Source organism: Jannaschia pohangensis (assembly GCF_900113875.1).
Lineage (GTDB): Bacteria > Pseudomonadota > Alphaproteobacteria > Rhodobacterales > Rhodobacteraceae > Jannaschia > Jannaschia pohangensis.
Genome location: NZ_FORA01000005.1, coordinates 38,153 through 63,058, shown reverse-complemented (window position 1 = coordinate 63,058; position 24,906 = coordinate 38,153). Strand labels below are relative to the sequence as shown.

The 24,906-nt window shown below is 65.1% G+C and carries 28 protein-coding genes and 1 tRNA gene; 16 read left to right on the top strand and 13 right to left on the bottom strand.

What is annotated here, in order from left to right:
- Positions 1 to 10 precede the first annotated feature (10 nt).
- Positions 11 to 86: transfer RNA gene (locus BM002_RS15885), tRNA-Lys, on the bottom strand.
- 86 nt (positions 87 to 172) lie between these two features.
- Between BM002_RS15885 and dapF the strand changes: the two genes are divergently transcribed.
- Positions 173 to 985 carry a diaminopimelate epimerase gene (gene dapF / locus BM002_RS15880; protein WP_245749292.1) on the top strand — a complete coding sequence of 271 codons (813 nt, stop codon included), beginning with the start codon at positions 173 to 175 and terminating at the stop codon, positions 983 to 985.
- A complete protein-coding gene (gene mtaB / locus BM002_RS15875) occupies positions 982 to 2,241 on the top strand; it encodes a tRNA (N(6)-L-threonylcarbamoyladenosine(37)-C(2))-methylthiotransferase MtaB (protein WP_092783497.1) in 1,260 nt (419 codons plus the stop codon). The genes dapF and mtaB overlap by 4 nt, the downstream gene beginning before the upstream one ends.
- On the opposite strand, the gene BM002_RS15870 is transcribed toward mtaB, so the two are convergent.
- Positions 2,189 to 3,106 carry a DMT family transporter gene (locus tag BM002_RS15870; protein WP_139212400.1) on the bottom strand — a complete coding sequence of 306 codons (918 nt, stop codon included), beginning with the start codon at positions 3,104 to 3,106 and terminating at the stop codon, positions 2,189 to 2,191. The genes mtaB and BM002_RS15870 overlap by 53 nt on opposite strands.
- A gap of 71 nt (positions 3,107 to 3,177) precedes the next feature.
- Here BM002_RS15870 and BM002_RS15865 point away from each other — a divergent pair, with 71 nt between their 5' ends.
- The 7 genes from BM002_RS15865 to BM002_RS15835 all read left to right on the top strand — a co-directional run bounded on the left by BM002_RS15865 (position 3,178) and on the right by BM002_RS15835 (position 8,503).
- Positions 3,178 to 3,789: an FMN-binding negative transcriptional regulator gene (locus BM002_RS15865; protein ID WP_092783491.1), complete on the top strand. Its 612-nt coding sequence runs from the start codon at positions 3,178 to 3,180 to the stop codon at positions 3,787 to 3,789.
- 5 nt (positions 3,790 to 3,794) lie between these two features.
- Positions 3,795 to 4,391 carry a glutathione S-transferase gene (locus tag BM002_RS15860; RefSeq protein ID WP_092783488.1) on the top strand — a complete coding sequence of 199 codons (597 nt, stop codon included), beginning with the start codon at positions 3,795 to 3,797 and terminating at the stop codon, positions 4,389 to 4,391.
- Positions 4,391 to 4,825, top strand: a complete 435-nt coding sequence (locus BM002_RS15855) for a GNAT family N-acetyltransferase (protein ID WP_092783485.1) — start codon at positions 4,391 to 4,393, stop codon at positions 4,823 to 4,825. Before BM002_RS15860 ends, BM002_RS15855 begins: the two co-directional genes overlap by 1 nt.
- 167 nt (positions 4,826 to 4,992) lie before the next feature.
- The gene (petA, locus tag BM002_RS15850) at positions 4,993 to 5,589 is read left to right on the top strand and encodes a ubiquinol-cytochrome c reductase iron-sulfur subunit (RefSeq protein ID WP_092783482.1); all 597 of its coding nucleotides are present in this window, start codon (positions 4,993 to 4,995) and stop codon (positions 5,587 to 5,589) included.
- A 10-nt stretch (positions 5,590 to 5,599) separates the two neighbouring features.
- Entirely contained in the window at positions 5,600 to 6,961 is a 1,362-nt protein-coding gene (locus BM002_RS15845) for a cytochrome b (RefSeq protein WP_092783479.1), read from the top strand.
- Positions 6,962 to 6,975: 14 nt separating this feature from the next.
- Positions 6,976 to 7,788, top strand: coding sequence for a cytochrome c1 (locus BM002_RS15840; RefSeq protein WP_092783935.1), 813 nt, complete (start codon positions 6,976 to 6,978; stop codon positions 7,786 to 7,788).
- A 106-nt stretch (positions 7,789 to 7,894) separates the two neighbouring features.
- Positions 7,895 to 8,503 carry a hypothetical protein gene (locus tag BM002_RS15835; protein ID WP_092783476.1) on the top strand — a complete coding sequence of 203 codons (609 nt, stop codon included), beginning with the start codon at positions 7,895 to 7,897 and terminating at the stop codon, positions 8,501 to 8,503.
- Positions 8,504 to 8,576: 73 nt separating this feature from the next.
- Here the strand turns inward: BM002_RS15835 and infB are convergent, their stop codons facing one another.
- Genes infB through rimP form a run of 4 tightly spaced genes read right to left on the bottom strand, consistent with a single transcriptional unit; the run spans position 8,577 to position 13,906 of the window.
- Positions 8,577 to 11,051 carry a translation initiation factor IF-2 gene (gene infB / locus BM002_RS15830; protein ID WP_092783473.1) on the bottom strand — a complete coding sequence of 825 codons (2,475 nt, stop codon included), beginning with the start codon at positions 11,049 to 11,051 and terminating at the stop codon, positions 8,577 to 8,579.
- Positions 11,048 to 11,680, bottom strand: a complete 633-nt coding sequence (locus BM002_RS15825) for an RNA-binding protein (protein ID WP_092783471.1) — start codon at positions 11,678 to 11,680, stop codon at positions 11,048 to 11,050. The genes infB and BM002_RS15825 overlap by 4 nt, the downstream gene beginning before the upstream one ends.
- A gap of 18 nt (positions 11,681 to 11,698) precedes the next feature.
- Positions 11,699 to 13,321, bottom strand: a complete 1,623-nt coding sequence (nusA, locus tag BM002_RS15820) for a transcription termination factor NusA (protein ID WP_092783469.1) — start codon at positions 13,319 to 13,321, stop codon at positions 11,699 to 11,701.
- The gene (gene rimP / locus BM002_RS15815) at positions 13,322 to 13,906 is read right to left on the bottom strand and encodes a ribosome maturation factor RimP (protein WP_092783466.1); all 585 of its coding nucleotides are present in this window, start codon (positions 13,904 to 13,906) and stop codon (positions 13,322 to 13,324) included. It lies immediately after the preceding gene.
- 217 nt (positions 13,907 to 14,123) lie between these two features.
- Between rimP and BM002_RS15810 the strand changes: the two genes are divergently transcribed.
- The 5 genes from BM002_RS15810 (at position 14,124) to BM002_RS15800 (ending at position 17,335) form a co-directional block, all read left to right on the top strand.
- A complete protein-coding gene (locus tag BM002_RS15810) occupies positions 14,124 to 15,560 on the top strand; it encodes an alpha/beta hydrolase (protein ID WP_245749291.1) in 1,437 nt (478 codons plus the stop codon).
- A 340-nt stretch (positions 15,561 to 15,900) separates the two neighbouring features.
- The gene (locus BM002_RS19365) at positions 15,901 to 16,047 is read left to right on the top strand and encodes a hypothetical protein (RefSeq protein WP_175484933.1); all 147 of its coding nucleotides are present in this window, start codon (positions 15,901 to 15,903) and stop codon (positions 16,045 to 16,047) included.
- Complete coding sequence (locus BM002_RS19360; RefSeq protein WP_175484932.1) at positions 16,048 to 16,212, top strand: hypothetical protein; 165 nt, start codon at positions 16,048 to 16,050, stop codon at positions 16,210 to 16,212. It begins immediately after the preceding gene.
- A gap of 129 nt (positions 16,213 to 16,341) precedes the next feature.
- Positions 16,342 to 16,635 carry a hypothetical protein gene (locus BM002_RS19450; RefSeq protein WP_217641177.1) on the top strand — a complete coding sequence of 98 codons (294 nt, stop codon included), beginning with the start codon at positions 16,342 to 16,344 and terminating at the stop codon, positions 16,633 to 16,635.
- Positions 16,622 to 17,335, top strand: coding sequence for an NYN domain-containing protein (locus BM002_RS15800; protein WP_092783457.1), 714 nt, complete (start codon positions 16,622 to 16,624; stop codon positions 17,333 to 17,335). The genes BM002_RS19450 and BM002_RS15800 overlap by 14 nt, the downstream gene beginning before the upstream one ends.
- A 247-nt stretch (positions 17,336 to 17,582) precedes the next feature.
- Here the strand turns inward: BM002_RS15800 and BM002_RS15795 are convergent, their stop codons facing one another.
- Genes BM002_RS15795 through BM002_RS15780 form a run of 4 tightly spaced genes read right to left on the bottom strand, consistent with a single transcriptional unit; the run spans position 17,583 to position 19,903 of the window.
- Positions 17,583 to 18,026, bottom strand: a complete 444-nt coding sequence (locus BM002_RS15795; protein ID WP_092783454.1) for a MarR family winged helix-turn-helix transcriptional regulator — start codon at positions 18,024 to 18,026, stop codon at positions 17,583 to 17,585.
- The gene (locus BM002_RS15790; protein ID WP_092783451.1) at positions 18,027 to 18,857 is read right to left on the bottom strand and encodes a carbon-nitrogen hydrolase family protein; all 831 of its coding nucleotides are present in this window, start codon (positions 18,855 to 18,857) and stop codon (positions 18,027 to 18,029) included.
- On the bottom strand, positions 18,857 to 19,114 hold the full coding sequence (gene grxC / locus BM002_RS15785; RefSeq protein WP_092783932.1) for a glutaredoxin 3: 258 nt from the start codon (positions 19,112 to 19,114) through the stop codon (positions 18,857 to 18,859). The genes BM002_RS15790 and grxC overlap by 1 nt, the downstream gene beginning before the upstream one ends.
- A gap of 45 nt (positions 19,115 to 19,159) precedes the next feature.
- Entirely contained in the window at positions 19,160 to 19,903 is a 744-nt protein-coding gene (locus BM002_RS15780) for a ComF family protein (protein ID WP_092783448.1), read from the bottom strand.
- Positions 19,904 to 19,931: 28 nt separating this feature from the next.
- Between BM002_RS15780 and BM002_RS15775 the strand changes: the two genes are divergently transcribed.
- Together BM002_RS15775 and hemH are read left to right on the top strand one after the other, a co-directional pair.
- Positions 19,932 to 20,759, top strand: coding sequence for a methyltransferase domain-containing protein (locus BM002_RS15775; RefSeq protein WP_092783929.1), 828 nt, complete (start codon positions 19,932 to 19,934; stop codon positions 20,757 to 20,759).
- Between the two features lie 2 nt (positions 20,760 to 20,761).
- A complete protein-coding gene (gene hemH, locus BM002_RS15770; RefSeq protein WP_425431875.1) occupies positions 20,762 to 21,823 on the top strand; it encodes a ferrochelatase in 1,062 nt (353 codons plus the stop codon).
- Positions 21,824 to 22,120: 297 nt separating this feature from the next.
- Here hemH and mutT read toward each other — a convergent pair whose 3' ends face one another.
- The 3 genes from mutT to BM002_RS15755 are packed head-to-tail and all read right to left on the bottom strand — an operon-like array spanning position 22,121 to position 24,710.
- Positions 22,121 to 22,519 (bottom strand): 8-oxo-dGTP diphosphatase MutT, encoded by a 399-nt coding sequence (gene mutT, locus BM002_RS15765; protein WP_092783445.1) that lies wholly within the window; start codon positions 22,517 to 22,519, stop codon positions 22,121 to 22,123.
- A 28-nt stretch (positions 22,520 to 22,547) separates the two neighbouring features.
- The gene (argJ, locus tag BM002_RS15760; RefSeq protein WP_092783442.1) at positions 22,548 to 23,882 is read right to left on the bottom strand and encodes a bifunctional glutamate N-acetyltransferase/amino-acid acetyltransferase ArgJ; all 1,335 of its coding nucleotides are present in this window, start codon (positions 23,880 to 23,882) and stop codon (positions 22,548 to 22,550) included.
- A 3-nt stretch (positions 23,883 to 23,885) separates the two neighbouring features.
- Complete coding sequence (locus BM002_RS15755) at positions 23,886 to 24,710, bottom strand: peptidylprolyl isomerase (RefSeq protein ID WP_092783439.1); 825 nt, start codon at positions 24,708 to 24,710, stop codon at positions 23,886 to 23,888.
- Positions 24,711 to 24,906 lie beyond the last annotated feature (196 nt).

Genomic DNA, 24,906 nt, shown 5'->3' with positions numbered 1-24,906 from the left:
TGGAAGGAAGTGGTGAGCCCGTCGGGGTTCGAACCCGAGACCTACTGATTAAAAGTCAGTTGCTCTACCAACTGAGCTACAGGCCCACTAGAGGCGCGTCCTATCGGGGGTCGACGGGTGCGTCAAGCCGTGGGTCTTTCAAAAGTTTCCCGTCGCGCGTATCTGCGCCCTGATGGATACCGCACCCGCCTCCGGCCTGCCGTTCATGAAGATGCACGGGCTTGGCAATGACTTCGTCGTCGTCGACGAACGCGTCACCGGTCCGCGTGTCGACGCCGACCTGGCGTGCGCCATCGGCGACCGTCATCGTGGCGTGGGCTTTGACCAACTGGCGGTAATCCGCGACGGCACCGACACCGATCTGGAGCTTCTGTTCTGGAACAGTGACGGCAGCACGGCCGGGGCCTGCGGCAACGCGACCCGCTGCATTGCCGCCTGGGAAATGGCGCGCCGCGATGCGACCACTCTGACCCTGCGCACCGAACGCGGCATCCTGCACGCCCGCGATGCGGGCGGCGGTTTGACGGCGGTGAACATGGGGGCGCCGCTGCTCGGTTGGGCCGATGTGCCGCTGGCACGCGATGTCGACACTCTGCACCTGCCCATCGACGGCGATCCGGTCGCCACCGGCATGGGCAATCCGCATTGCAGCTTTTTCGTCGCGGATGCCGAGGCCGTCGATCTTGCGACCTTTGGCGCGGTCCATGAACATCACCCCCTGTTTCCCGCACGCACCAACGTGCAGGTCGCACACCGGATCGGCCCGGATCACCTGCGCATGCGGGTGTGGGAGCGTGGGGTCGGCCTGACGCTGGCCAGCGGATCGTCGTCCTGTGCCGTGGCCGTCGCGGCCGCGCGCCGCGGGATCACCGGGCGCCAGGTCCGCATCGACCTCGACGGCGGCACCATTCACGTCGACTGGCGCGACGACGGCGTCTGGATGACCGGGCCGACGGCCCATGTCTTCGACGGCGTGTGGCGATGAGCGTGCCGCGCCTGTCCAACCACGGCTGTCGCCTGAACGCCTATGAGGCCGAGGCGATGCGGGAGCTTGCGGGGGCGGCGGGTCTGACCGATGCGATCATCGTGAACACCTGTGCGGTGACCGCCGAGGCGGTGCGTAAGGGACGGCAGGACATCCGCAAGCTGCGCCGCGAAAACCCCGACGCGCAGATCATCGTCACGGGCTGCGCGGCCCAGACCGACCCCGACAGTTTCGCCGCCATGGCCGAAGTCGATACCGTCATCGGCAACACCGAAAAAATGCAGCCCGCGACCTGGGCCGGGCTGGCCACCGGCACGACCGAGGCGGTGCAGGTGGACGACATCATGTCCGTCACCGAGACCGCGGGCCACCTGATCGACGGGTTCGGCACGCGCAGCCGCGCCTATGTTCAGGTCCAGAACGGCTGCGATCACCGTTGCACTTTCTGCATCATCCCCTTCGGGCGCGGCAACTCGCGGTCGGTTCCGGCGGGCGTCGTGGTGGATCAGATCAACCGCCTTGTCGCGCGCGGCTTCAACGAGATCGTTCTGACCGGCGTCGACCTGACGTCCTGGGGGGGCGACCTGCCGGGGCAACCGCGTCTTGGCAATCTGGTGCAACGTATCCTGCGCCTGACCGATGTGCCGCGCCTGCGCATCAGCAGCATCGATTCGATCGAGGTCGATCCCGATCTGATGCAGGCCATCGCCGAGGAGTCGCGCCTCATGCCGCATCTGCACCTGTCGCTGCAACACGGGTCCGACCTGATCCTGAAGCGGATGAAGCGGCGGCACCTGCGCGGCGATGCCATCGCCTTCGCCAGGGAGGCGCGGCGGCTGCGCCCGGACATGACCTTCGGGGCCGACATCATCGCGGGTTTCCCGACCGAGACCGAGGCGCAGTTTCAGGACAGTCTCGCCCTGGTCGAGGAATGCGACCTGACCTGGTTGCATGTGTTCCCCTATTCCCCCCGCGCGGGCACGCCCGCCGCCCGGATGCCTGCCGTCGACGGCAAGCTGATCAAGGCGCGCGCCGCCCGTCTGCGCGCCGCCGGGGAAAGCGCCGTCGAGCGGCATCTGACGGCACAGGTCGGGCAGCAGCATCAGGTTTTGATGGAAAGCCCCCGCATGGGCCGCACGGCACAATTCGCCGAAGTGACGTTTGACGCGGATCAGCCCGAGGGACGGATCGTGCCCACGACCATCACCGGGCGCGCAGGCCTGTCCCTATCGGGCGTCCCGACAAGGCCGTCATGAGGCCTGCCGTGGTGATCAGGGCGATCCCCACCCACCCCCAGGCCCCCGGCAGATGCGCGAAGATCGCGAAATCCAGGATCACGGCAAAGACGAGCCCGGCATAGTCGAAAGGCGCCAGTGTCGACACCGGGGCGCGCGCCACGGCCTCGGTGGCGGTGATATGCGTCGCCGCCCCCAGGAGCCCCGCACCGCCAAGCCAGGCCCAGAGCGTCGGTGTCATCGGCACCCAGCCGGTCACCAACACGCCCAGAGCGCCCAGACAGGCCCCGATCACCGCAAAGGACAGGGCGATGGAGACCGTGGTCTCGGTCACCGTCATCGCCTTTATGTGGACCCGGACAAGCGCCATGATCCCGGCCGAGGCGATGCCGGCGAGCATCCCGGTCAATTGCCCGACACCCCAGTCCGGCCGCGCCACCGAGGTGTAGAGCATCGCGATCATCCCCGCGAAGCCGAGCGCCACCGCAAGGACCGTGCGCACCGACAACCGCTCACCCAAAAGGATGACTGCCGCCGGGATCGACAGCACCGGGGCCAGATAGGACAGGGCCTGCGCATGGGTTACCGGCAATTGCCCCAGGGCATAGAAGTTCAGCACCATCGACAAGCCGCCCAGCAAACCCCGGATCAGGTGCTTTCCGGGGGCTTTGGGGCGCATGTCGGCCAGCGGCGCGGTCAGCGCGGCCCAGAGCAGCAGGGGCGGGATCGACAGTGCGGCACGGAGGAACACGATCTGGCCTGTGTCGGCCTGTTGCGCAGCTCCGTGGATGCAAAACCCAAGACCCGTGGCAAACCCCGCCGCCGATAGGCGAAGCAGGATCGCCGATCGGACACCGGACGGGACGGTTGCGGGCGCGTCTGTCATTGCCGCCACATTGCGCGGGGCGCGCGCCTTGGGCAAGCTGCGACCTCATCACGTTTCACAGGTTCCCCGCCATGCATCCGAACCCCGCTTTTCGCCAGACCCCCGAGGCGCGCGCCCTTGCCTTCGCGGCCGAACGTGGGTTCGGCATCCTGTCGGTCAACGCCGATCCGAGCCCGCTCCTGGCGCATATCCCGTTCCTGCTGTCGCCGGATGGTGCGTCGGCGGATCTGCATCTGGTACGGTCGAACCCGATCCTGCGGTTGCTCGATTGCCCCGCGGTCATCGCCGTCAGCGGGCCGGATGCCTATATTTCGCCCGACTGGTACGAGGTGACCGATCAGGTGCCCACCTGGAACTATGTCGGCGTTCACCTGCGGGGTCGGCTGACGCGCCTGCCGGACGAGGCGATGCGCGACATGCTCGACCGCCAGAGCGCGGCCTATGAACACCGCCTGACACCCAAGGCCCCCTGGACCGCCGACAAGATGACGCCTGACGTTCTGACCCGGATGATGCGTCAGATCGTGCCCTGCCGGTTCCTCGTCGAGGAGGTTCAATCGACCTGGAAACTGGGCCAGAACAAACCCGAGGCGGTTCGTCTGGCGGCGGCGGAACAGGTGGAAACCTCTGGCATCGGGTCCGAGACCCTGCTTCTGTCTGCCTTGATGAAATCCCCGGAGTGATCCCGATGCAGCTTCTCAGCTCACCCGCCTCGCCGTTCGTGCGCAAATGCCGTGTTTTCCTGATCGAGACGGGTCAGGACGATATCGAGGTGCGAGAGGTCACGTCCAGCCCCATGGGTGGGGACGCCGACCTGAACGCCGCCAATCCGTCCGGCAAGATCCCGGCGCTGGTGCGCGACGACGGTCCCGCGATCTATGACAGCCGGGTGATCTGCCGCTTTCTGGATGCCCGGGCTGGAGCCAATCTCTATCCCGATGCGCGGCTTTGGGACGTGCTGAGCCTTGAGGCGAATGCTGATGCCATCATGGAGGCCGCCGTCGGCATCGTCTATGAACGGCGCCTGCGCCCCGAAGAGCTGTGGTATCAGCCCTGGCAGGACAAGCAGTGGGAAAAGGTGACGCGCAGCCTCGATGCGCTGGAAGCGCGGTCGATGCCCCTGCTCGAAGGGCCGCTCAATGCCGCGCAGATCGCGGTCGGCTGTGCCTTGGGCTATCTCGACTTCCGGCATGGCGACAAAGATTGGCGACCGGGGCGTCCCGCGCTTGCGGCCTGGGCGGAAACCTTTGGCGCGCGCCCGGCCATGGCGCAAACCGCCCCCTGATGCCTCTGCCCGTCGGTGTCGCGGTGGAGCGTGTCACCGATCTGACCTCACCGCTTGCGATTCGGGCCGAGGTCTTCATCGAAGGGCAGGGCGTCAGCCTGGCCGACGAGGTGGATGGCCGCGACCCCGATTGCCTGCACTGGCTGATGACCGATGCGGAGGGGCCGGTCGCGACCCTTCGTGTCCTGCCGATTGATGCGGATCGCGCCAAGGTGCAGCGCGTCGCCGTGCTGGCCCGCGCAAGGGGACGGGGTCTGGGGGCGCTGTTGATGCGTTTCGTCCTGTCTGATCTGCAATTACAGGGGTTTAGCCGCATCACTCTGGGGGCGCAGGTCGATGTGATCGGCTTCTACGAGCGGTTGGGGTTTGCTGCACATGGCCCGGTTTACGACGATGCGGGCATACCGCACCGGGATATGGACCTGACTTTCTGACAAAACAGTGGCGTTTATGGCCCCCTGCGCGCGTTTGTCCGCTGGAACTCCGCTGCGGACCTGCGGTATGGGAGGCAGGACGCAGGCCGGGTGGAAACCTTTCGGCCTGTTCACGTATTAATAAGACTGACCCGTCAGGGTCGCCACAAGGATCGGGAGAAGGCTTCGTGTCACACGCAGACGATCACGCGGGCACCCGCCGCGATTTCCTCTATTATGCGACGGCCGCCACGGGCGCCGTCGTCACCGGTGCTGCCGGTTGGGGGTTGGTGAACCAGATGAACCCCTCGGCGGATGTGCAGGCGCTCGCCTCCATCGACGTGGACATCTCGGGAATCGAGCCGGGGACGCAGCTGACGGTGAAATGGCTGGGCAAGCCCGTCTTCATCCGCCGCCGCACGCCAGAGGAAATCGAAGCCGCGCGCGCCGTCGAACTGGACGACCTTCCCGATCCGCGCGCCGAGAACGAGAATCTCGAGGCGGATGCGGACGCATCCGACGCCAACCGCTCCATCGCGCCCTTTGTACCCGAAGGCGGCGAAGCCGACCCCGCGTCTGACGGTGAATGGCTGGTCATGATCGGCGTCTGCACGCACCTGGGTTGTGTGCCCTTGGGCGATGCCGGCGATTTCGGCGGCTGGTTCTGCCCGTGCCACGGGTCGCATTATGATACCGCGGGCCGCATCCGTCAGGGGCCCGCACCGCGCAACATGGAAATTCCGGTCGCGCAATTCACCAACGAAACCACGCTCAAACTGGGCTGAGGAGGCTGCTATGGGTGGTATTCCCCACGACCATTACGAACCGAAATCGGCTGGCGAGAAGTGGGTTCATCGCCGGATTCCGATCATCGGGCTGATCTATGACACCCTGATGATCCCGACCCCGAAGAACCTGAACTGGATGTGGATCTGGGGCATCGTCCTGACGTTCACGCTGATGCTTCAGATCATCACCGGTATCGTCCTGGTCATGCACTACACGCCGCATGTCGACTTCGCGTTCAGCTCGGTCGAGCATATCATGCGCAACGTCAACGGGGGCTGGGCGCTCCGCTATATCCACATGAACGGCGCCTCGCTGTTCTTCGTGGCCGTCTATGCCCATATCTTCCGCAACCTCTACTACGGCTCCTACAAGGCCCCGCGCGAGATCACGTGGATCATCGGCATCGTCATCTATCTTCTGATGATGGGCACGGCATTCATGGGCTACGTGCTGCCTTGGGGTCAGATGTCGTTCTGGGGTGCCACGGTCATTACCGGCCTGTTCGGCGCCATCCCCTTCGTGGGCGATGCGCTTCAGGCCTGGCTGCTTGGCGGACCGGCGGTCGACAATGCGACGTTGAACCGCTTCTTCTCGCTGCACTACCTGATGCCCTTCCTGATCCTGGGCCTGACCGTCGTGCACATCTGGTCGTTCCATTCCACAGGCAACAACAACCCGACCGGGGTCGAGGTGCGCCGCACCTCCAAGGCCGAAGCCCAGAAGGACACGCTCCCGTTCTGGCCCTACTTCGTGATCAAGGATCTGTTCGCCCTGGCGGTCATCCTGCTGGTGTTCTTCGCCATTGTCGGGTTCATGCCCAACTATCTGGGTCACCCTGACAACTATATCGAGGCGAATGCCCTGGCGACGCCTGCGCACATCGTGCCCGAATGGTACTTCCTGCCGTTCTACGCGATTCTGCGGGCCTTCACCGATGATGTCTGGATCGTCATGTTCTCCAGCTTCATCACCGGCGGCATCATCGACGCGAAGTTCTTCGGCGTGCTCGCCATGTTCGGCGCCATCGCCATCATGGCCTTCGCCCCCTGGCTCGACACGTCGTCGGTACGCTCGGGACGGTATCGCCCGATGTTCAAGTGGTGGTTCTGGCTTCTGGTCGTCGACTTCTTCTTCCTGATGTGGCTGGGGTCCATGCCGGCTGAGGAGCCTTGGGCAAGCCTGTCGCTGATCGCGACGACCTATTGGTTCGCCTACTTCCTGGTGATCCTGCCGCTGCTTGGCGTGATCGAGAAGCCGCTGGCCCGTCCGGCGACGATCGAAGACGACTTTGCAGCCCATTATGGCAAACCCGGTGACATGACCGGCCAACGGTTGCCCGGCGAAAAAGCCGGAACGCCGGCGGAATGAAGGAGACGCGACGAATGCTGTCGAAACTGACAACGACCCTCGCAGCGGTCGCCCTCGCCACGGGTTTCGGGATCTCGGCCGCTGAGGCGGCCGGGCCCTCGGACACTCACATCACCGATTACGACTTCTCGTTCGAGGGGCCGTTCGGGACCTATGACCAGAACCAGCTTCAGCGCGGCCTGAAGGTCTACACCGAGATCTGTTCCGGCTGTCACGGCCTGAAGTTCGTTCCGATCCGGACCTTGGGCGACCCCGGTGGCCCAAGCTTCTCGGAAGAGCAGGTCAAGGTCTACGCCAGCGAGATCGAGGTTTTTGACCGCGAACTCAATGACGGTCAGGGCGACTTCCGTACCGCGACACCGACCGACCACTTCCCGAACGTCGTCGCCGTTGGTGCGCCGGATCTTTCGTTGATGGCGAAGGCCCGTGCGGGTTTCCACGGCCCGGCCAACCTTGGCATCAATCAGCTGGTCAAGGGTATGGGTGGCGCGGAATATATCGCCTCACTCCTCGCTGGCTACACCGGCGAGGAAAAGGAACAGGCCGGAACCGTGCTCTACGAGAACACCGCCTTCCCGGGTGGATGGATCAGCATGAGCCCGCCGCTCTATGGCGACGATGTCGAATTCGATGACGGGTCGCCGACCGATTTGGAAAGTACCGCACAGGATGTGGCCGCCTTCCTGATGTGGACCGCCGAGCCGAAACTGGCCGCGCGCAAGCAGATGGGCCTTACCGCCATCATCATGCTGGGCGTGCTGTCGGTTCTTCTGTACCTTACCAACAAGCGGATCTGGGCTCCGGTAAAACCGCGCAAAGACGGCTGAAAGACGTCTGTCGGCAGAAAACAGGGCCGCCCCGGTTGGGGCGGCCTTTTTGATTGGCCTTGACCGTCGATCAGTGCAGAATCCGGCCAAAGACAAAGGGCATGTCATGGAAGAACCGTTCAAGAAAACCTATCCGGCCGGGCGCAGTATCGCGTCTCTCTTTGCCAAGGTTGGCTGGGGAATCGTTCTGATCGGCGTTCTGTTGGCCCTGGCGGGGGCACTGCGCGGGGCGACCCCCGGAACCGCCGTTCCGGTTGACGCCGTCAGCATCGTGGCCCGCATCGCGGCCATGGGCGTTGGCCTTGGTGTGATGTTGTTCGGTCTGTTTTCCGTCATGATGGCGGCGCAGACCCGTGCGGCCATGGATACCGCCGACATGACCCGAGAAATGCTGGGCCTTGCCCGCAAGCGACCTGCCGACAACGCGAGGCCCGCCGCCCCGGTTGCCGTGGCCGAACCGCGCCCGATAGCCGCGGCCAAACCGGATCCCGTCGCTGTGGCAGAGGAAGAGCCGATCCTGGATGATGTTCCGCCGATGCCCACGATCCTGCGGCCCCGGCCCGTCACCCTGAGCGCCACCAAAGCAGAGCCGGTTGCCGCGCCCAAGGCAGAACCCGCACTTCGGGCCGAGCCGTCCCTGGGACCGCGTCCGAAGACGGAGCCTGTCCCGGAGCGCAAGCCGCATCCGATCTTCTCGGCGAAACCTCCGCACTGACAAGCCGACCGAAACGAAAAAACGGGGCCCATTGCGGGGCCCCGTTTCATTTTCGGTGTCCTGCCGGAAAGCGTCAGGCGAGCGACCGCTCGACCTCCTCACGCGTGAAGATCTCGATGACGTCGCCTTGGCGGATGTCGTCGTAGTTCTCGAAGGCCATGCCGCATTCCTGGCCCGACTGCACTTCCTTGACCTCGTCCTTGAAGCGCTTGAGCGTCTTGAGCGTGCCTTCGTGGATTACCACGTTGTCGCGCAGCAGACGCACGCCGGCGGACCGGCGGGCAACGCCTTCGGTCACCAGACAACCGGCAACAGTGCCGACGCCGGTGACGCGGAACGTTTCGCGGATTTCGGCGTAACCGATGAAGGTTTCCTTGATCTCGGCCGACAGCAGGCCGGACGCGGCAAGCTTCACATCGTCCACAAGGTCATAGATCACCGAGTAGTAGCGAATCTCCACACCCTTCTGGTTCGCCGCGGCCCGTGCGGGCGCATTGGCCCGGACGTTGAAACCGATGACCGGCGCGCCCGAGGCTTCGGCAAGCGTGATGTCGCTTTCGGTGATGGCGCCGACACCCGAGTGCAGGACGCGAACGCGCACCTCGTCGTTGCCGACCTTTTCCATGGCCTGCACGATCGCTTCGGCCGACCCCTGCACATCAGCCTTCATGACGATGGGCAGTTCGGCGACGCCGATGTCGGCCTTGGCCTTGGCCATCAGCTGATCCAGGGTCGCTGCGGCACCGGCTGCGGCGCGCTTATCCTTGGCCGCCTGCTCGCGGTATTCCGCGATTTCGCGGGCCTGCGCCTCGGTCTCGACGACGTTGAGGACGTCACCGGCTTCGGGTGTGCCGTTCAGGCCCAGAACCTCGACCGGAACCGAAGGGCCGGCTTCGTTCACGCGCTCACCCTGATCGTTGACCAGCGCGCGGACCTTGCCCCACTGCTCGCCCACGACGAAGATGTCGCCGCGCCGCAAGGTGCCGTTCTGGACCAGGACGGTCGCCACAGGGCCACGGCCCACGTCGAGCTGTGCCTCGATCACGGCGCCGGAGGCGGCCCGGTTCGGGTTCGCCTTCAGTTCCAGGATCTCGGCCTGAAGCGCGATGGCCTCCAGAAGTTCGGGCAGACCCTTGCCGGTGTGGGCCGAAACCTCGACGTCCTGCACTTCGCCGGACATCGCTTCGACCATCACCTCATGCTGCAACAGGCCGGTGCGGACCCGGTTCGGATCGGCAGCGGGCAGGTCGGACTTGTTGATGGCGACGATCATGGGAACACCCGCCGCCTTGGCGTGGTGGATCGCCTCGACCGTCTGGGGCATGACCGAATCATCGGCCGCCACGACCAGCACCACGATATCCGTCACCTGCGCGCCACGGGCCCGCATGGAGGTGAAGGCCGCATGGCCCGGCGTATCAAGGAAACTGAGCGTCGTGCCGTTCACCTCGACCTGATAGGCGCCGATGTGCTGGGTGATGCCGCCGGCTTCGCCCGACACGACCTTGGTCTTGCGGATCGCATCCAGAAGCGAGGTCTTGCCGTGATCGACGTGACCCATGATCGTGATGATCGGCGCGCGCGGCACCAGGTCTTCGGGCTTGTCTTCCGTGCTGTGGATGACCTGCTCGACGTCGGATTCGGACACGCGCTGAACGGTGTGGCCGAATTCCTCGATGATCAATTCCGCGGTATCCGCATCGATCACCTGGTTCTGGGTGACCATCATACCGTTCTGCATCAGCGCCTTGACGACGGCGGCGACACGTTCGGACATGCGGTTGGCCAGTTCCGAGACGACGATCGTCTCGGGCAGCTGGACGGTGCGCATCACCTTTTCCTGCGGCTGGCTGCTGCCGCCACGACGCTGACGCTCCTGCTTGCGGCGCATGGAGGCGAGCGAACGTTGACGCCCGCCTTCACCACCGCGCAGGGCCTGGTTCACGGTCAGCTTGCCCGACCGGCGGTCGGCTTCGCCGCCCTTGGGCTTGCCCGAATCGTCCTCGCGCTTGCGCGGCGCGTCGTTGCGACCGGGGCGTGCGTCGGGGCCGAGGTTGCGCTGACGGGGCATGTCCTCGCCGGGGGCGGGCGCATCGGCCGGAGACACGACGGACTCCTGCGGGCGATTGCGGGCCTCTTCGGCTTCCTGCTTGCGGCGCTCGTCTTCTTCGGTCCGCTTGCGTGCCAGTTCCTCGCGCTCTTTCTCCTCGCGCTCCTTGGCCTCGATCTCCTCGCGGCGGCGCTTGCGCTCTTCGTCGCGCTCCTGCTCTTCGCGGGCGCGGCGCTCGGCGTCTTCGGCCTCGCGCGCCTTGGCGGCCTGGAGCGCCTTGAGGCGGCGGTCCATCTCAGCATCGGTGGTGCTGACCTGCTTGCCGCCCTGAGCGTTGACCGCTGCGGCCGATTGCGCACCCGGTTTGGGAACCGAAACGCGCTTGCGCTTGGTCTCGACCACCACGTTGTTCGTGCGCCCGCGGGCAAAGCTTTGCTTTACCGTGCCGCTGCGGGGGCCCGAGATGCCGAGGGGTTTCTTGCCGTCCTGATCGCTCATGCGTTCTTCGTGTCCTTCTTGGCGGCCGGAGTGCCGCCATCTGATTGTCTGATGCCTTGAAGCCTTGTGGCTTCCTCTACAATACGACGGGCCAAGGTTCCAGACGCGACCGCAGCGTGGATCACGCGGTCGCGCCCGAAGGCCAGTCCCAATTCATCTGCGGTCAGAAAGCCGATCCATTTGCCGCCCTCGGGCGTGCTCAGCTTTCCCTTGCCGCGTTCGGAGCCGTCGCAAGCCTGCAGGAGAACCCGCGCCTCGCCCCGGTCGAGCATTATCTTGACCTTCTCATATCCCGCGATCGCCTTTCCGGCCTTGCGGGCCATGGCAATCGCGTTTTGCAAGCGAAGGGACAGGCCCGTGTCGACCAAGTCGAACAGGTCATCCGGGATCTTGACCGGTTTCTTCGCCCCGCGAGAGAATATGCGCTTTGCGATGGCTTTTTCCAAGGCCTCTCGCGTGGCGGTCACGTAAATTCCACGGCCTGGCAGCTTGGCCGCCAGATCGGGAAAGATCGTGTCTTCGGGTCCGACCACGAAACGGATCAGCCCTTCCTTGGGGCCGGTCTCGCCTGTGACGATGCAGCGACGATCAGGCTCGTCGCGGATTTTGTCTCTGCCGCCGCGCGTCAGGGGAACGATCCGGGGCGATCACGCCCCGGCCTCCTCTGGTGTGGCGGCGTCTTCCTCGCCGTCTTCGGACTGGCCGAGCGCATCTTCCGGCGTGACCCAGCCCAGCATCACGCGGGCGGTCATGATCATGTCCTGCGCTTCCTCGAGCGACACGCCATGGGGTTCCAACAGGCCTTCGTCCTTCTTGCGTTCGCCGTTCTCGATGGTCCAGCCTCCGGCCAGTTCCCAGTCGGCGCAGGTCGCGAATTCCTCGAGCGTGGTGACGCCATCGGCTGTCAGAGCCTGCAACATTTGCGGCGTCAGACCCTCGAAGGTCGCCAGATCGTCCTGCAGACCGGCCTCGCGGGCGGCTTCCATGGCCTTGGCGTTCTGCGCCTCGATGTAATCGCGAGCGCGGGCCTGAAGCTCGTTGGCGGTATCAGCATCCACACCGTCGATCACCAGAAGCTCGTCGACTTCGACGTAGGCCACTTCCTCGAGATTGGTGAAGCCCTCGGAGACCAGAAGCTGGGCAAAGAATTCGTCCAGATCCAGCGTATCCATGAAGAGCTTGGTGCGCTCCTCGAACTCGGCCTGGCGGCGTTTGGATTCCTCTTCCTCGGTCAGGATGTCGATATCGAGACCGGTCAGCTGCGACGCCAGGCGCACGTTCTGGCCGCGCCGCCCGATGGCGAGGCTCAGCTGCTCCTCGGGGACGACGACTTCGATCCGCTCCGCATCCTCGTCGATGACGACCTTGGTCACCTCGGCGGGCTGGAGGGCGTTCACGAGGAATGTCGCGGCATCGTCGTTCCACGGGATGATGTCGATCTTCTCGCCCTGAAGCTCGTTGACGACGGCCTGCACGCGGCTGCCACGCATACCGACACAGGCGCCGACGGGGTCGATGCTGTTGTCATAGGAAATCACGGCGATCTTGGCGCGGCTTCCGGGGTCGCGGGCGACGGCCTTGATCTCGATGACACCGTCATAGATTTCGGGCACTTCCATCTTGAACAGCTCGGCCATGAACTCGTTCGCGGTGCGCGACAGGAAGACCTGCGGGCCACGCGGTTCGCGGCGGACGTCCTTGATATAGACGCGGATGCGGTCGCCGGGGCGATAGCTTTCGCGCCCGATCTTGTCATTGCGCCGCAGGCTGCCTTCGCCGGGGTTCAGGTCGACGATGACGTTGCCGTATTCCTCGCGCTTGACGGCCACGTTGATGATGGTGCCGACGCGGTCCTTGTATTCCTCGAACTGCTTGTCCCGCTCGGCTTCGCGGACCTTCTGGAGGATAACCTGCTTGGCCGATTGCGCGGCGATCCGACCCATGTCGACGGGTGGGACCTCCTCGACGAAGGTGTCCCCGATGGCCGGGTTGTCCAGATACTGGCGGGCCTGCGCGACCGTCATCTCGGCCTTTTCGTTCTCGATCAGCTCGTCCTCGACGACCGTGCGCACACGGGTAAAGGTCGGGCTGCCGGTCTTGCGGTCGATGCTGACCCGGATGTCCATCTCGGACCCGTAGCGCGACTTGGCGGCCCGGGCGAGCGACTCTTCCATGGCCTCGATCACCAACGCGGGGTCGATCATCTTTTCGCGGGCGACCGCGTCGGCAATCTGGAGCAGTTCCAGCTGGTTGGCGGATGTAATGGCCATTCAGTCTTCCTCACCGTCAATGAGTGTTTCTACTTCGTCGAATTGGGTCTCGTCGATCTGACCCTTGTCCTTGCGCGATTTCAGCACTTCGCGGATCAGGTCGTCCGTCAGGATCAGCTTGGCGTCGCTCAGCCATTCGAACTTGAGCCCGATGGTCACGTCCTCGCCGCCCTGCTCGATCTCGACCAGAACCTCGCCGTCTTCGGTGCCGCGCAGGAAGCCCTTGAACCGCCGCTGACCATCGATCAGCTCGTCGGTTTCAAGCCGCGCCTCGTAATCGGCCCAGACGTCGAAATCCTTGAGCCGGGTCAGCGGCCGGTCGATTCCGGGGCTGCTGACCTCGAGAGTGTATTCGTCCACGATCGGGTCTTCCACGTCCAGCACCGCCGAGAGTTCGGTCGAGATGCGCGCGCAGTCGTCGACCTCGATCCCGCCGTCGGGCTTGTCGGCCATGATCTGCAAGGTCGGCTGCTTGCCCGACATCAGCCGCAGACGCACAAGTTCGAACCCCATGTCTTCGATGACGGGGGTGACGATGTCGGCCAGACGTTTGTCCAGCGCGGTCTTGGCGATCAGATCGGACATGGGTCTCCGAGGCATAAAAAAACGGGCCGTGCGGCCCGTTGGAAATTCCGGTGGGGCCCGAAGGCCGCCGCTGTTGTGGGGGTCATAGGGGAGTCGCGGCCGGGATGCAAGCGATGGTTTGGCGGCGTGGCCTGTCGGCCAACAGCCCCTCGTTTTCCCGTCGTGCGGGGCGTAGACCATTGGCGTTCAACCTGACCATAGCCCCGGGGGCAAGACGTTGAGATCCCTTCTCGCCATCGCGATGATTGCCGTGTCGCTGGTCCTTCTGGAGCTGGCTCGGATGGGCGTCGCCGTGACATCCGTCGAGGCGGGTCGCACGCCCGTCACCCTTTATGCGCAGCCCGATGCCACCGGCCCGGCGGTCATCCTGGCCCATGGATTCGCAGGTTCCGAGCAGATGATGCAGGGATATGCGCTGCCGCTCGCCCGTGCCGGTTATCGCGTCCATGCCTTCGAGTTTCTGGGCCACGGCCGCCACCCCGACCCGATGTCGGGCGACGTCACGTCGGTCGACGGCACCACACGCCTTCTGGTGGATCAGACGCTGTCGGTGATCGACGCGATCGGGCCGCAGGATGCACCCCTTGCCCTTGTCGGGCACTCCATGGCGACCGACATCCTGGCGCGCGTCGCCAATCGCCGCCCCGATGTCGGGCCTGTCGTCCTGATTTCCCCGTTCTCGCAGGCGGTGGATGCCACGACGCCCGCCGACCTTCTGCTCATCTCGGGCGCATGGGAGCCGCGGTTGCGCGCCTTCGCTCTCGGGGCGGCGCGGATGGTCGATCCGCGCGCCGTTGAAAACCAGACGGTCGGTGCCGACGGCATCCTGCGCCGTGCCGCCGTCGCCCCGTTTTCGGAACATGTCTCGGTTCTGCACAGTCGTGTCGCGCGCGCCGAAACGTTAGCCTGGCTCGACCGGGCCTATGGGCGCGGGTCCGACGTCGCCATTCTGCCGACCGGTTGGGCCATTCTGGCCTTGCTTGGCGGACTGGTCCTGCTGTTCCGCCCGGTCGCCCGCGTGCTGCCCGTCGTCCAGCAACCTGACCGCAGGCTCAGCCGGGGGCGTCTTGCCTGCGTGATCCTGCTGCCTGCCGCTGTTGCGCCGCTGGTCGCCGTGCCGCTCAACCCGTCGTTTCTGCCGGTGCTGGTGGCAGATTACCTCGGGCTGCATCTGCTGGTCTTCGGCGGATTGCAGTTGGCCATGCTGGTCTTCTGGAAGGTGCCGATGGGCCGTCCGTCCGGGCGGGGCCTCGCTGTCCTGCTCCTTGGCTGCGCGGTCTTCGGCCTGGCACTGGACCGATATGCCGCGAACTTCTGGCCCACCCCGGACCGTCTGGTCGTCATCGCCATCCTGACGGTCGGGGCCGTGCCGTTCATGGTGGCCGACGCGATGCTGACGGCCAAGGCGTCGGTGTTGCGGCGTTTGGCCCTGCGCGCCGGGTTTCTGGCCTCCCTCGGCGTTGCCGTGGCGCTCGATTTCGAAGGATTGTTCTTCCTGATGCTGATCGCGCCCGTGATGATCCTGTTCTATCTGGTCTTCGGAACCATGGGTCGTGACACGGCCCGGCGGGTCGGGCCGCTGTCCTCCGGCCTTGTGCTCGGGTTTGTGCTGGCCTGGGCCCTGGGCGCGAGCTTTCCGCTGTTTCTCGCCTGAAGGCCCCGTGAAGAAAACGCCTATCTGTTGGGCGGTTCCCGGATCATTTGCTTAAAACCCAAGCGATGCCATGACCTCAAAGTGGTGCCACGATCCGGGGGTCAGCGAGGGCAAGTTTGATACGAGTGGTGAACACCATGACATTGATGAGTCGCCGCCACGCCCTTGCAATCATGGGCGCCGCTGGCCTTACGACAACAAGCGCTTTCGCGCAGGAAACCCCCAGGATTGGCTTCGTTCGCGCCGACAACATGGCATCTATTCGGCACGCTGGTACGAAGGCCGTGTGTCGCAGGGCCTGATTGCCGGTGCCAACACGTAGAGCAACCGGATCGGATACATGGGATCGTTCCCCATCCCGCAAGTGGTTCGCGGGATAAATGCCGCCCAACAGGCGGCCCGTTCGGTGAACCCGGACGTGGAGTTCGATGTCGTCTGGCTCAATTCCTGGTTCTCTCCGGAAACCGAAGAGTCGGTGTCACAGTGATTGATCGACCGTGGCGCGGATGTGCTCATGGCGCATACCAATTCCACCAAACCGGTCGAGGTCGCCGAAGCTCGGGGTGTCCATGCCTTCGGTCAGGCGTCCGACATGACGAAATACGGCCCGAACGCCTGTCTGTCCGCTTCGATCAACAGTTGGGGCCCCTAATACGTTCGCCGGATCGGCGACCTGCTGGCGGGCAGCTGGACCGCCACCGATACCTGGGGCGGCTTCCCCGAAGAGATGCTGTCTGTCGGGGCGCTTTCGGATGCGATTCCTGGTCCGGCGAAGATTGCCGTGATCGACGCCATCGAGCGGATCCGCAGTCGCCAGACCCGTGCCTTCGTCGGCCCGATCCTGCGTCAGGACGGCTCGACCTGGCTGCGAGCCGACGAGACGCCGACCGATGACGCGCCGGAGAATATGGATTTCTACCTCCGAGGGCATGACCAGCGTTTATCCAAGCGCCTGACGCGTCGCGCAGGTCTGTCCGCGACCCGGTGGTATCCGGGGGCCGCGCGTTCTACACCTCGTGGAATGCCCGGGCCCCCGTGCCCCCAATCGTCCGGAGAGACCCATGCCGCAACGTGATCGCCCCCTTCTTGCCGTTCTTGTCGATGCCGACAACATTCCGGCCCGGTATGCGCAGGCGATCCTCAAGGAAATCACGGGTTTGGGCGAACCGGCGCTGCGCCGTGTCTATGGCGACTGGTCGTCCGATCGCCTGCGCGGATGGTCGGACAAGGTGCTGGAACTGGGCCTTGTCGCGCATCAGGAGACCGCAAATACCAAGGGGAAGAACGCCAGCGATATCGGCCTTGTGATCGACGCGATGGACATCCTCCATTCGGGCCGCTTCGACGGGTTCGTGCTGGTCAGCTCCGACAGCGATTTCACCCGGCTGGCGTCGCGTATTCGCGAGGAGGGTCTGGACGTGATCGGCATCGGCGAGGGCAAGGCCCCCGAAAGCCTGCGCAATGTCTGCAACCGCTTCATCCTGATCGAGAACCTGATCGATGAGCCGACCGGCGCGCAACCCGGCAAGGCGGCCGCGCCGACCAAGCGCAAGGCGCAGGACGCGCTGCCCCTGATCCTGCGCGCGATGGAGCGGATGAGCCAGGACGACGATTGGTATGCGATGGGCGCTCTGGGCAGCCAGATCATGGCCGAGGTGCCCGACTTCGACACGCGAACCTATGGCAAGCGCAAGCTGAGCGATCTCGTGGCCGACATCAAACGGCTGGAGACCCGGATGGAAGGCACGCAATTGATGGTCCGGCGGGTCGATTGACGGGGTTCGATGACGCGGACGCCCGCCGGTCGCGGCCCCGGTCTTGCGCGCAACGTTTCGCGTGGTGTTGCGGGGGGCCTTGCGATTGCAGTGACTGCGGACGTGGGCCGACTTCTCGGCGCAATCGTCGGATGGGGCGGCTCGCTTCTAGCGCCCCGACTTTCACCAGGGCCACCGGATGTTCCGGTTCGATCGAGTTGGTTCAGACCCGGCCTACACACAAAGGCATTCGTCCGTTACCCGACCCCTATTCGCCCTCACCGAACCGCATTCGCATCTCGCGGAGGACGGGAATGGCGGCGCGGACGCGGTCTTCGCCGATCTCGCGGACGGCTTGTGACATGATCGGGCGGATGGCGGCGAGGGCGCCTTCGCGGGCGGCCAGACCGGCGGGGCTGATGGCGACGCGTTTGCGACGGGCGTCGTCCCAATCGGGCCGGACGTGTACATGCCCCGCCCATTCCAGCTTGGTCAGCGTGTTGGTCATCGCCCCCCGGGTCAGGTGAAACACGCGCGCCAATTCGCCGGGCGTCCGCTCCACCTGATGTTGGGCCAGATAGTTGAGTACGATGAAATGCGACAGCTCCATCCCCTTGGGCAGGGCCCGGGACAGGCGGGCGCGCACAAGCTGGTCAGCCGTCAGCATCTCGCTGAAGAGGGCCACTGCCAGTTTGTCCGCGTCGTCGCTCATTCACGGTCCGTCCCAAGGTTGCTCCGCCGTGAGAGAGGGGACGCGACGTCGGGCGTACGCCACCTCGGCGGGGTCGATCTGCGCCAGATAGGCCCCTTCCTCGGTCCCCGCGTCAAGCAGGACCTCGCCCCAGGGGGCGACAACCATCGAATGACCGTGCGTTTTCCGCGACTTGCCCGTCCGGGCGGCATGGCTGCCTGTCTGTGCGGCGGCCAGAACGAAGCATCCCGTCTCGATGGCCCGGGCGCGCAGCAGAACCTCCCAATGGGCCGCGCCGGTCACGGGTGAGAAAGCGGCAGGCACCGTCAGAAAGTCCGCCCCGGCCTGGGCCAGACGCCGATAGAGGGCTGGAAACCGGATGTCGTAGCACACCGTCATTCCGAGCTTGCCCCAGGGCATCGCGGCCAGCGTGGCGCGGGCCCCGGGGCGATAGCCGCTGGATTCGCGATAGGTTTCCGTCTCGGTCACGTTCACGTCGAACATGTGAATCTTGTCATAGCGCGCGACGATCTGCCCCTTGGGATCAATCAGGAAGGACCGGTTCGCGAACCGACCCGCCGGGTCTGCGGTGCGCAGCGCCAGGCTTCCGATTTGGATCCAGACGCCGTGCTCGGTCGCAGCTTTGCGCAGCGCGGCCAACGTAGGGTCGCGCGCCTCGGGCAGCAGGACGGTTTTCTGATGGGTACGGTCGGCCGAGACGCAGTTCGTGACTTCGGGCGTCAGGACGATGTCCGCACCCTGGCCCACGGCGTCGTGCACAAGCGTCAGCGTCCGTTCAAGGTTCGCATGCGGATCGTCCGAAGACGTCAGCTGAAGCAGACCGACCCGCATCACCCTTTGAGCAGCGTGTCGAGCTTGCCCGCGTCCTGCAGCGCAAACAAATCGTCGCATCCACCGACAAAGGTGTCTCCGACGAAGATCTGTGGGGTTGTATGCCGACCCTTTGCGCGCTGCATCATCTCGGCGCGTTTTCCCGGCATGCGGCTGACGTCGTACTCCGTCACCTGCGCGCCCTTGGTCGCCAACAGGCGCAGCGCCGCAGTGCAAAAGCCGCAGCGGGGTTGGGTGTAGATTTCGACGGCTTTCATGGCGTGGCCCTTCGGGGTGCTGTGATCGGCCATGCATATATGGGTTCAGCGGTCTTTCGCAACGCGCGCCAGCAGCAATATCGTGATCCGCGCCGCCCCGGCCTGGCGCAGGATATCCGAACAGACCGTCAGGGTCGCACCCGAGGTCATCACATCGTCCACCAGCGCGACATGGGCACCGCGCACGTCGGGGCCGCCTCCGATGCTGATCGCGCCTGCGATATTCGCATATCGGTCGGCGACGGAGCGGTGGTCCTGCGACGGGGTTTCGCGGTGGCGGCGCAGGGCCAACGGGCAGAACGGCGCATCGTTGAGCGTCGCCAACTCGCGGGCCAGCAAGGCCGACTGGTTGTAGCGCCGCTTGAGCAGGCGCCAGCGATGGATCGGGACCGGCACGAACAGGGTCTGGGGCGTCAGCACGTCACGGGCGCGCCGCTGAATCCATCGCGCCCCGCCCCGTGCCAGTTCGGTCCGGTCGCCGTGCTTGAGCGCCAGCACCATCTTGCGCCCGACCCCGGCATAGGCCAGCGCCGCACGCCCCTCGTCCCAGGGTCTGGCCAGCGTCAGACATTCGTCGCAGCGCGCGGGGCCGTCATCTGCCCCCGGCAGGGGGGTGCCGCAAAGGCCGCAGCAAGCCCCCGACAGGAAGGGCGTCTCGGACCAGCAGGCGGGGCAGAGGCCGCCATCGTCCTGCACCCGATTGTCGCACATCATGCAGGTCGTGGGATAAATCGCCTCGCGCAGGGCATGCAGGGCGCGATGCGTCACCCTTTGCAACCTCGTGTCCATGCCCTAAGTCCCCGCCATGTCCTTGCAGATGCCGTCCCAAACCCAGCCCAAGCTGACCGATCGCGACGCCCTTGCCGTGCGCCGCGCGCGGGCGGCTGCCGACGGCAGCGCCTGGTTCTTGCACGAGTCGGCCATCGACGAGATTCAGGAAAGGCTCAAAGACGTTAACAGAAGGTTTACGTCGGCCGCGATTGTGACCGCACACCCGGATGTCTGGGTCGATGCAATCCCCGGAGCCACGCTGGTGGCCGAGGGCGAGGTGCTCGACCTGCGGCCCGGGGCCCATGATCTGGTGGTCCATGCCATGTGCCTGCATTGGGCCGATGATCCGGTCGGCCAGCTGATCCAATGCCGCCGGGCCCTGCGCGAAGACGGGCTGTTGATGGTCGCGATGCTGGGCGGCGAGACGTTGCACGAATTGCGCGCCGCCCTGGGGCAGGCCGAGAGCGAGGTCATGGGCGGCCTGTCGCCCCGTGTGGCGCCCATGGGTGAAATCCGCGATATCGGCGCCCTGTTGCAGCGCGCCGGGCTTGCCCTTCCGGTGGCGGACCTGACCACTCTGACGGTTCGCTATCGCGATCTGTCCCATCTGGTCCGCGACCTGCGCGCCATGGGCGAGACGAATGCCCTTGCCGCGCGCCACCGTCGCACGCCGCCGCGCGCCCTGTTCGAACGGGCAAACCTCCACTATGCAGACGCCTTCGCCGACCAGGATGGAATCGCCGCCACTTTCCAGACGATCTTTCTGACGGGCTGGGCCCCGTCCGAGACGCAACAAAAACCGCTCCGCCCCGGTTCGGCGCAGGCCAGGCTGGCCGATGCGCTCGGGGTGCCAGAACTGGGACCAGACGAATGAACATGATGAAGGCGACGCCCCCCGTCACCCCGCTGCCCCATGCCCCCGGCGATCATCCGCAGGTGCGGATGGGCAAGGTCGGCGTCCTGCTGGCGAACCTCGGCACGCCTGACGATTACACCTATTGGCCGATGCGCCGGTATCTGAACGAATTCCTGAGCGACCGGCGCGTGATCGATTATTCCCCGTTTCTCTGGCAGCCGCTTTTGCAGGGCATCATCCTGACGTCCCGGCCGTTCCGGTCGGGTGCCGCCTACAAGTCGATCTGGAATCACGAGGCGGGGGAAAGCCCGCTGGCCACCATCACCAAGGCCCAGACGGCGCAGATGGCCAAGCGGCTGCGCGCCCGGTTCGGGGACCGTGTCGTGGTCGATTACTGCATGCGTTACGGCAATCCCTCGACCATCTCCAAGGTCGAGGCGATGCAGGCGGCGGGCTGTGACCGGATCGTGTTCTTCCCGCTCTATCCGCAATATGCCGGCGCGACCTCGGCCACAGCCAACGATCAGTTCTTCCGCGCCCTGATGAAGCTGAAGTGGCAGCCATCGGCCCGCACCATCGCGCCCTATTTCGATGATCCCCGCTATATCGAGGCCTTGGCCCAGTCGGTCGAGGAGGCCTATGCCAAGGCCGAAGTCGAGCCGGACATCCTCGTGTGTTCCTACCACGGGGTGCCGAAACGCTATCTGATGGAGGGCGACCCCTATCATTGCCAGTGCCAGAAAACGACGCGCCTGCTGCGCGAACGGCTGGGCTGGGACAAGAGCCGGATCAAGACGACGTTCCAGTCGAAGTTCGGGCCCGAGGAGTGGCTGAAACCCTATACCGTCGAGGAAGTGGCGCGTCTGGCCGAAGAAGACGGCAAGAAGAACATCGCCGTCATTGCCCCGGCCTTCTCAGCCGATTGCATCGAGACGCTGGAAGAGATCAACGAAGAGATCAAGGAAAGCTTCGAGGAGGCGGGCGGCGAGCATTTCACCTATATCCCATGCCTGAACGACGGCGACGCGCATATGGATGCGCTGGCCGATATCGTGGCCGACAACCTGTCGGGCTGGACCTGACGGGTCAGCCCCGTGGGTCAGCGGTTGATTGGATGCCCGGTATACACCGTTTCACCGACCTTCACCTGACACAGGCCGCCCTGAAGCATTTGGACGAACCGTCCCTGCACAGACGAATATGTCCCGATCATTATTGTTTTAAGCACTGCTGCCCCTCCACGGACGTGCATCTGTCGGCGAGACCGACAAGATCGTGCTAAGATTATGACCAAATCGTGCAAATAATAGCAATTTGTTTCCGCAGCGGATCAAAAATTGCAGGCGTGTCGCCACGGGCACAATGGTCCTGGCGAGTGGTCAGAGCCAGTCCCGCAGGATCGAGATCAAGGGAATGTCCGCAGGCGGCATCGAATAGTCGCGCAGATCGCGGGCCCGGACCCAATTGAGAACCTGGCCTTCCCGGGCCATCGGCTGACCCTCCCACTTGCGGCAGGCGAACAGCGGCATCAGCAGATGGAAATCGTCGTAGGCGTGGGATGCGAAGGTCAGCGGGGCCAGGCAGGACGCCCAGGTGTCGATGCCCAATTCCTCTTGCAATTCGCGGATCAGGGCGGCCTCCGGGGTTTCACCCGGCTCGACCTTGCCGCCGGGAAATTCCCACAGACCCGCCATGGATTTTCCCTCCGGGCGCTGCGCCAGAAGGATGCGCCCGTCCACGTCGATCAGGGCCACGGCCGAGACCAGGACGACTCTCACGGCTGCCCCCGCACCACGAGTGACCCCATCATGAGCGGTAGTCTGCGTTGATCTCGATGTAGCGATAGGTGAGGTCGCAGGTCCACATCGTGTCGCTCGCCTCGCCCATGCCGAGGTCGACGCCAATCTCGATCCGGGCGCGGGTCATGTAGGCCGAGGTCGCTTCTTCCGAATAATCCGGGGCCCGCATGCCGTCCCGGGCGACGACGATGTCCCCGAAGCGGATCGACAACTTGTCGCGATCGGCCCGCGCGCCGGACTTCCCCACGGCCATGACGACGCGGCCCCAGTTGGCGTCCGCGCCCGCGATGGCCGTCTTGACCAGGGGGCTGTTGGCGATGGCGCTGGCCACGCGGCGCGCGTCAAGGGCGTTGGCCGCGCCCGTCACCTGCACCTCGACCAGTTTCGTCGCCCCTTCGCCGTCCATTACCAGTTGCAGCGCAAGGTCGTGGAGCACGGAATGGAATGCCTCGCGGAAGGCCGCGCCCTCGGGGCTGCGCGACGATTTGATCGGTTCATTTCCGGCCCGCCCCGTCGCTGCGACGATCAGCGTGTCCGAAGTCGAGGTGTCGCTGTCGACGGTGACGGCGTTGAATGTCTCGCGCGTGATTTCGGACAGCATGGTCTGAAGGGCGCGGTCGGTCACGGCGGCGTCGGTGAAGACATAGGCCAGCATCGTCGCCATGTCGGGCGCGATCATGCCCGACCCCTTGGCGATGCCCGCGATGGTGATCGTCTTGCCCTCGATCTCGACCGTGGTGGTTGCGCCCTTGGGGAAGGTGTCGGTCGTCATGATGGCGCGGGCGGCATCGCCCATTCCGTCGGGCGTCAGCCCCGCGGCAATCGTATCGACGGCTTCGACGATGCGTTCGTGCTTCATCGGCTCGCCGATCACCCCGGTCGAGGAGGTGAGGACGCGCGAGGCGGGGATGCCAAGCGCCTGCGACGTGGCCGCACAGACCGCGTCGACCGATGTGACGCCGACCTTCCCTGTGAACGCATTGGAATTGCCGGAATTGACCAGGATGGCCCATCCCCCGGAGGCGGCGCGTTTGGCCAGCTTCGCCTGACAGTCCAGAACCGCCGCCGACCGCGTGGCCGAAGTCGTGAAGACACCCGCGACCGCCGAACCGGGGGCGATTTCGGCCAGCATCACATCGGTCCGGTTCTTGTATTTGACCCCCGCCGCCCCGGTCGAGAAGCGGATGCCGTCAATAGCCGGAAGGTCGGGAAAGGGCGGCGCCAAGGGCGAGACGAGCGGCCCCTTGGGGCCGTTCACCTGTGCTTCGAGCCCCTTGATCCGCGCCTTCAGGTCCTTTTTCTTCGGACCCTTTGCCTTCTTGTCCTTGCCGCCCTTGCCCATGGTTCACTCCGTCAGAAGATCGGTGTTGCGGATCAGGGCGGGGTCGATCTCGACCTCGCTCCGGGTGATTTCGGCCCCGGCGGCCAGACGGGCAAGCTCGGCCTCGATGGCCGCTTGGCGCACCTCGGCCTCGAGGTCCGCGCGGACCTCGTCCAGGCTCGGCACTTCGCTGTTGCGCGCTTCGTTCAGGCGGATGACGTGCCAGCCGAATTGCGTCTTGATGGGTTCGCTGACCGTGCCGACCTCCATCGAGACGACGGCTTCCTCGAACGCGGGCACCATCATTCCCTTGCCGAACCAGCCCAGCTGACCGCCGTTCGGGCCGGACGGACCCGTCGACTTTTCGCGCGCCAGTTCCGCGAAATCCGCCCCGCCGTCCAGTTCGGCGATCAGCGCGCGGGCCTCTTCCTCGGTCTCCACGAGGATGTGGCTGGCGTTGTACTCCATCTCGGGGTCGGCCGCGCCAAAGGTGGCGTCATAGGCGGCCTGCACGGCGGCTTCGTCCAGATCGGCTTCGGCGATCTTGTCGAGCGCCCGGGACGCGATGAACGTCCGCACCTCGTTTTCGAGGCCGATGACATCGGCGGGACCCTGCTCATAGGTGTCGACCATGACCTGCTGCTGGATCATCTGCTCAAGGATCCCGTCGAAAAGTTCGCCATCCGGAAGCTGCTGATACTGCGGCGGCAGGCGGTCGCGCAGGGCGATGACGTGACCAAGGGTGATGTCGGTTCCGTTGACCGTTGCCAGAACAGTCGAGGCGTCCTGTGCCTGCGCGGGCAGGGCGAGTGTCAGGGCCAATGCGGCGCTGGTCAGAAGTCGTGTCATGGGTGTGATCCTTTCAGGCCGCAGGGGCCGTTGATTCCTGTTGTCCCGAGGGGCGTTCGTTGACACCCGATAGGGCGGGTCTTAAGTGCCGATGAACGCAATTTTCACCGCGTGCACCACATCGGCCCGACCCTGGTTGACCCATCTGATATGGGGCCTGTCGGCGGTCGGCAAGGGCGCGAAGGGCAGGACGACG

What these genes read in the sequence shown, in the direction of transcription:
- dapF (WP_245749292.1), top strand. Translation starts at nt 173, where the DNA reads ATGGATACCGCACCCGCCTCCGGCCTGCCGTTCATGAAGATGCACGGG.
- mtaB (WP_092783497.1), top strand. Translation starts at nt 982, where the DNA reads ATGAGCGTGCCGCGCCTGTCCAACCACGGCTGTCGCCTGAACGCCTAT.
- BM002_RS15870 (WP_139212400.1), bottom strand. Translation starts at nt 3,106, where the DNA reads ATGACAGACGCGCCCGCAACCGTCCCGTCCGGTGTCCGATCGGCGATC.
- BM002_RS15865 (WP_092783491.1), top strand. Translation starts at nt 3,178, where the DNA reads ATGCATCCGAACCCCGCTTTTCGCCAGACCCCCGAGGCGCGCGCCCTT.
- BM002_RS15860 (WP_092783488.1), top strand. Translation starts at nt 3,795, where the DNA reads ATGCAGCTTCTCAGCTCACCCGCCTCGCCGTTCGTGCGCAAATGCCGT.
- BM002_RS15855 (WP_092783485.1), top strand. Translation starts at nt 4,391, where the DNA reads ATGCCTCTGCCCGTCGGTGTCGCGGTGGAGCGTGTCACCGATCTGACC.
- BM002_RS15845 (WP_092783479.1), top strand. Translation starts at nt 5,600, where the DNA reads ATGGGTGGTATTCCCCACGACCATTACGAACCGAAATCGGCTGGCGAG.
- BM002_RS15840 (WP_092783935.1), top strand. Translation starts at nt 6,976, where the DNA reads ATGCTGTCGAAACTGACAACGACCCTCGCAGCGGTCGCCCTCGCCACG.
- BM002_RS15835 (WP_092783476.1), top strand. Translation starts at nt 7,895, where the DNA reads ATGGAAGAACCGTTCAAGAAAACCTATCCGGCCGGGCGCAGTATCGCG.
- infB (WP_092783473.1), bottom strand. Translation starts at nt 11,051, where the DNA reads ATGAGCGATCAGGACGGCAAGAAACCCCTCGGCATCTCGGGCCCCCGC.
- nusA (WP_092783469.1), bottom strand. Translation starts at nt 13,321, where the DNA reads ATGGCCATTACATCCGCCAACCAGCTGGAACTGCTCCAGATTGCCGAC.
- rimP (WP_092783466.1), bottom strand. Translation starts at nt 13,906, where the DNA reads ATGTCCGATCTGATCGCCAAGACCGCGCTGGACAAACGTCTGGCCGAC.
- BM002_RS19365 (WP_175484933.1), top strand. Translation starts at nt 15,901, where the DNA reads ATGGGATCGTTCCCCATCCCGCAAGTGGTTCGCGGGATAAATGCCGCC.
- BM002_RS15800 (WP_092783457.1), top strand. Translation starts at nt 16,622, where the DNA reads ATGCCGCAACGTGATCGCCCCCTTCTTGCCGTTCTTGTCGATGCCGAC.
- BM002_RS15795 (WP_092783454.1), bottom strand. Translation starts at nt 18,026, where the DNA reads ATGAGCGACGACGCGGACAAACTGGCAGTGGCCCTCTTCAGCGAGATG.
- BM002_RS15790 (WP_092783451.1), bottom strand. Translation starts at nt 18,857, where the DNA reads ATGCGGGTCGGTCTGCTTCAGCTGACGTCTTCGGACGATCCGCATGCG.
- grxC (WP_092783932.1), bottom strand. Translation starts at nt 19,114, where the DNA reads ATGAAAGCCGTCGAAATCTACACCCAACCCCGCTGCGGCTTTTGCACT.
- BM002_RS15780 (WP_092783448.1), bottom strand. Translation starts at nt 19,903, where the DNA reads ATGGACACGAGGTTGCAAAGGGTGACGCATCGCGCCCTGCATGCCCTG.
- BM002_RS15775 (WP_092783929.1), top strand. Translation starts at nt 19,932, where the DNA reads ATGCCGTCCCAAACCCAGCCCAAGCTGACCGATCGCGACGCCCTTGCC.
- hemH (WP_425431875.1), top strand. Translation starts at nt 20,762, where the DNA reads ATGATGAAGGCGACGCCCCCCGTCACCCCGCTGCCCCATGCCCCCGGC.
- argJ (WP_092783442.1), bottom strand. Translation starts at nt 23,882, where the DNA reads ATGGGCAAGGGCGGCAAGGACAAGAAGGCAAAGGGTCCGAAGAAAAAG.
- BM002_RS15755 (WP_092783439.1), bottom strand. Translation starts at nt 24,710, where the DNA reads ATGACACGACTTCTGACCAGCGCCGCATTGGCCCTGACACTCGCCCTG.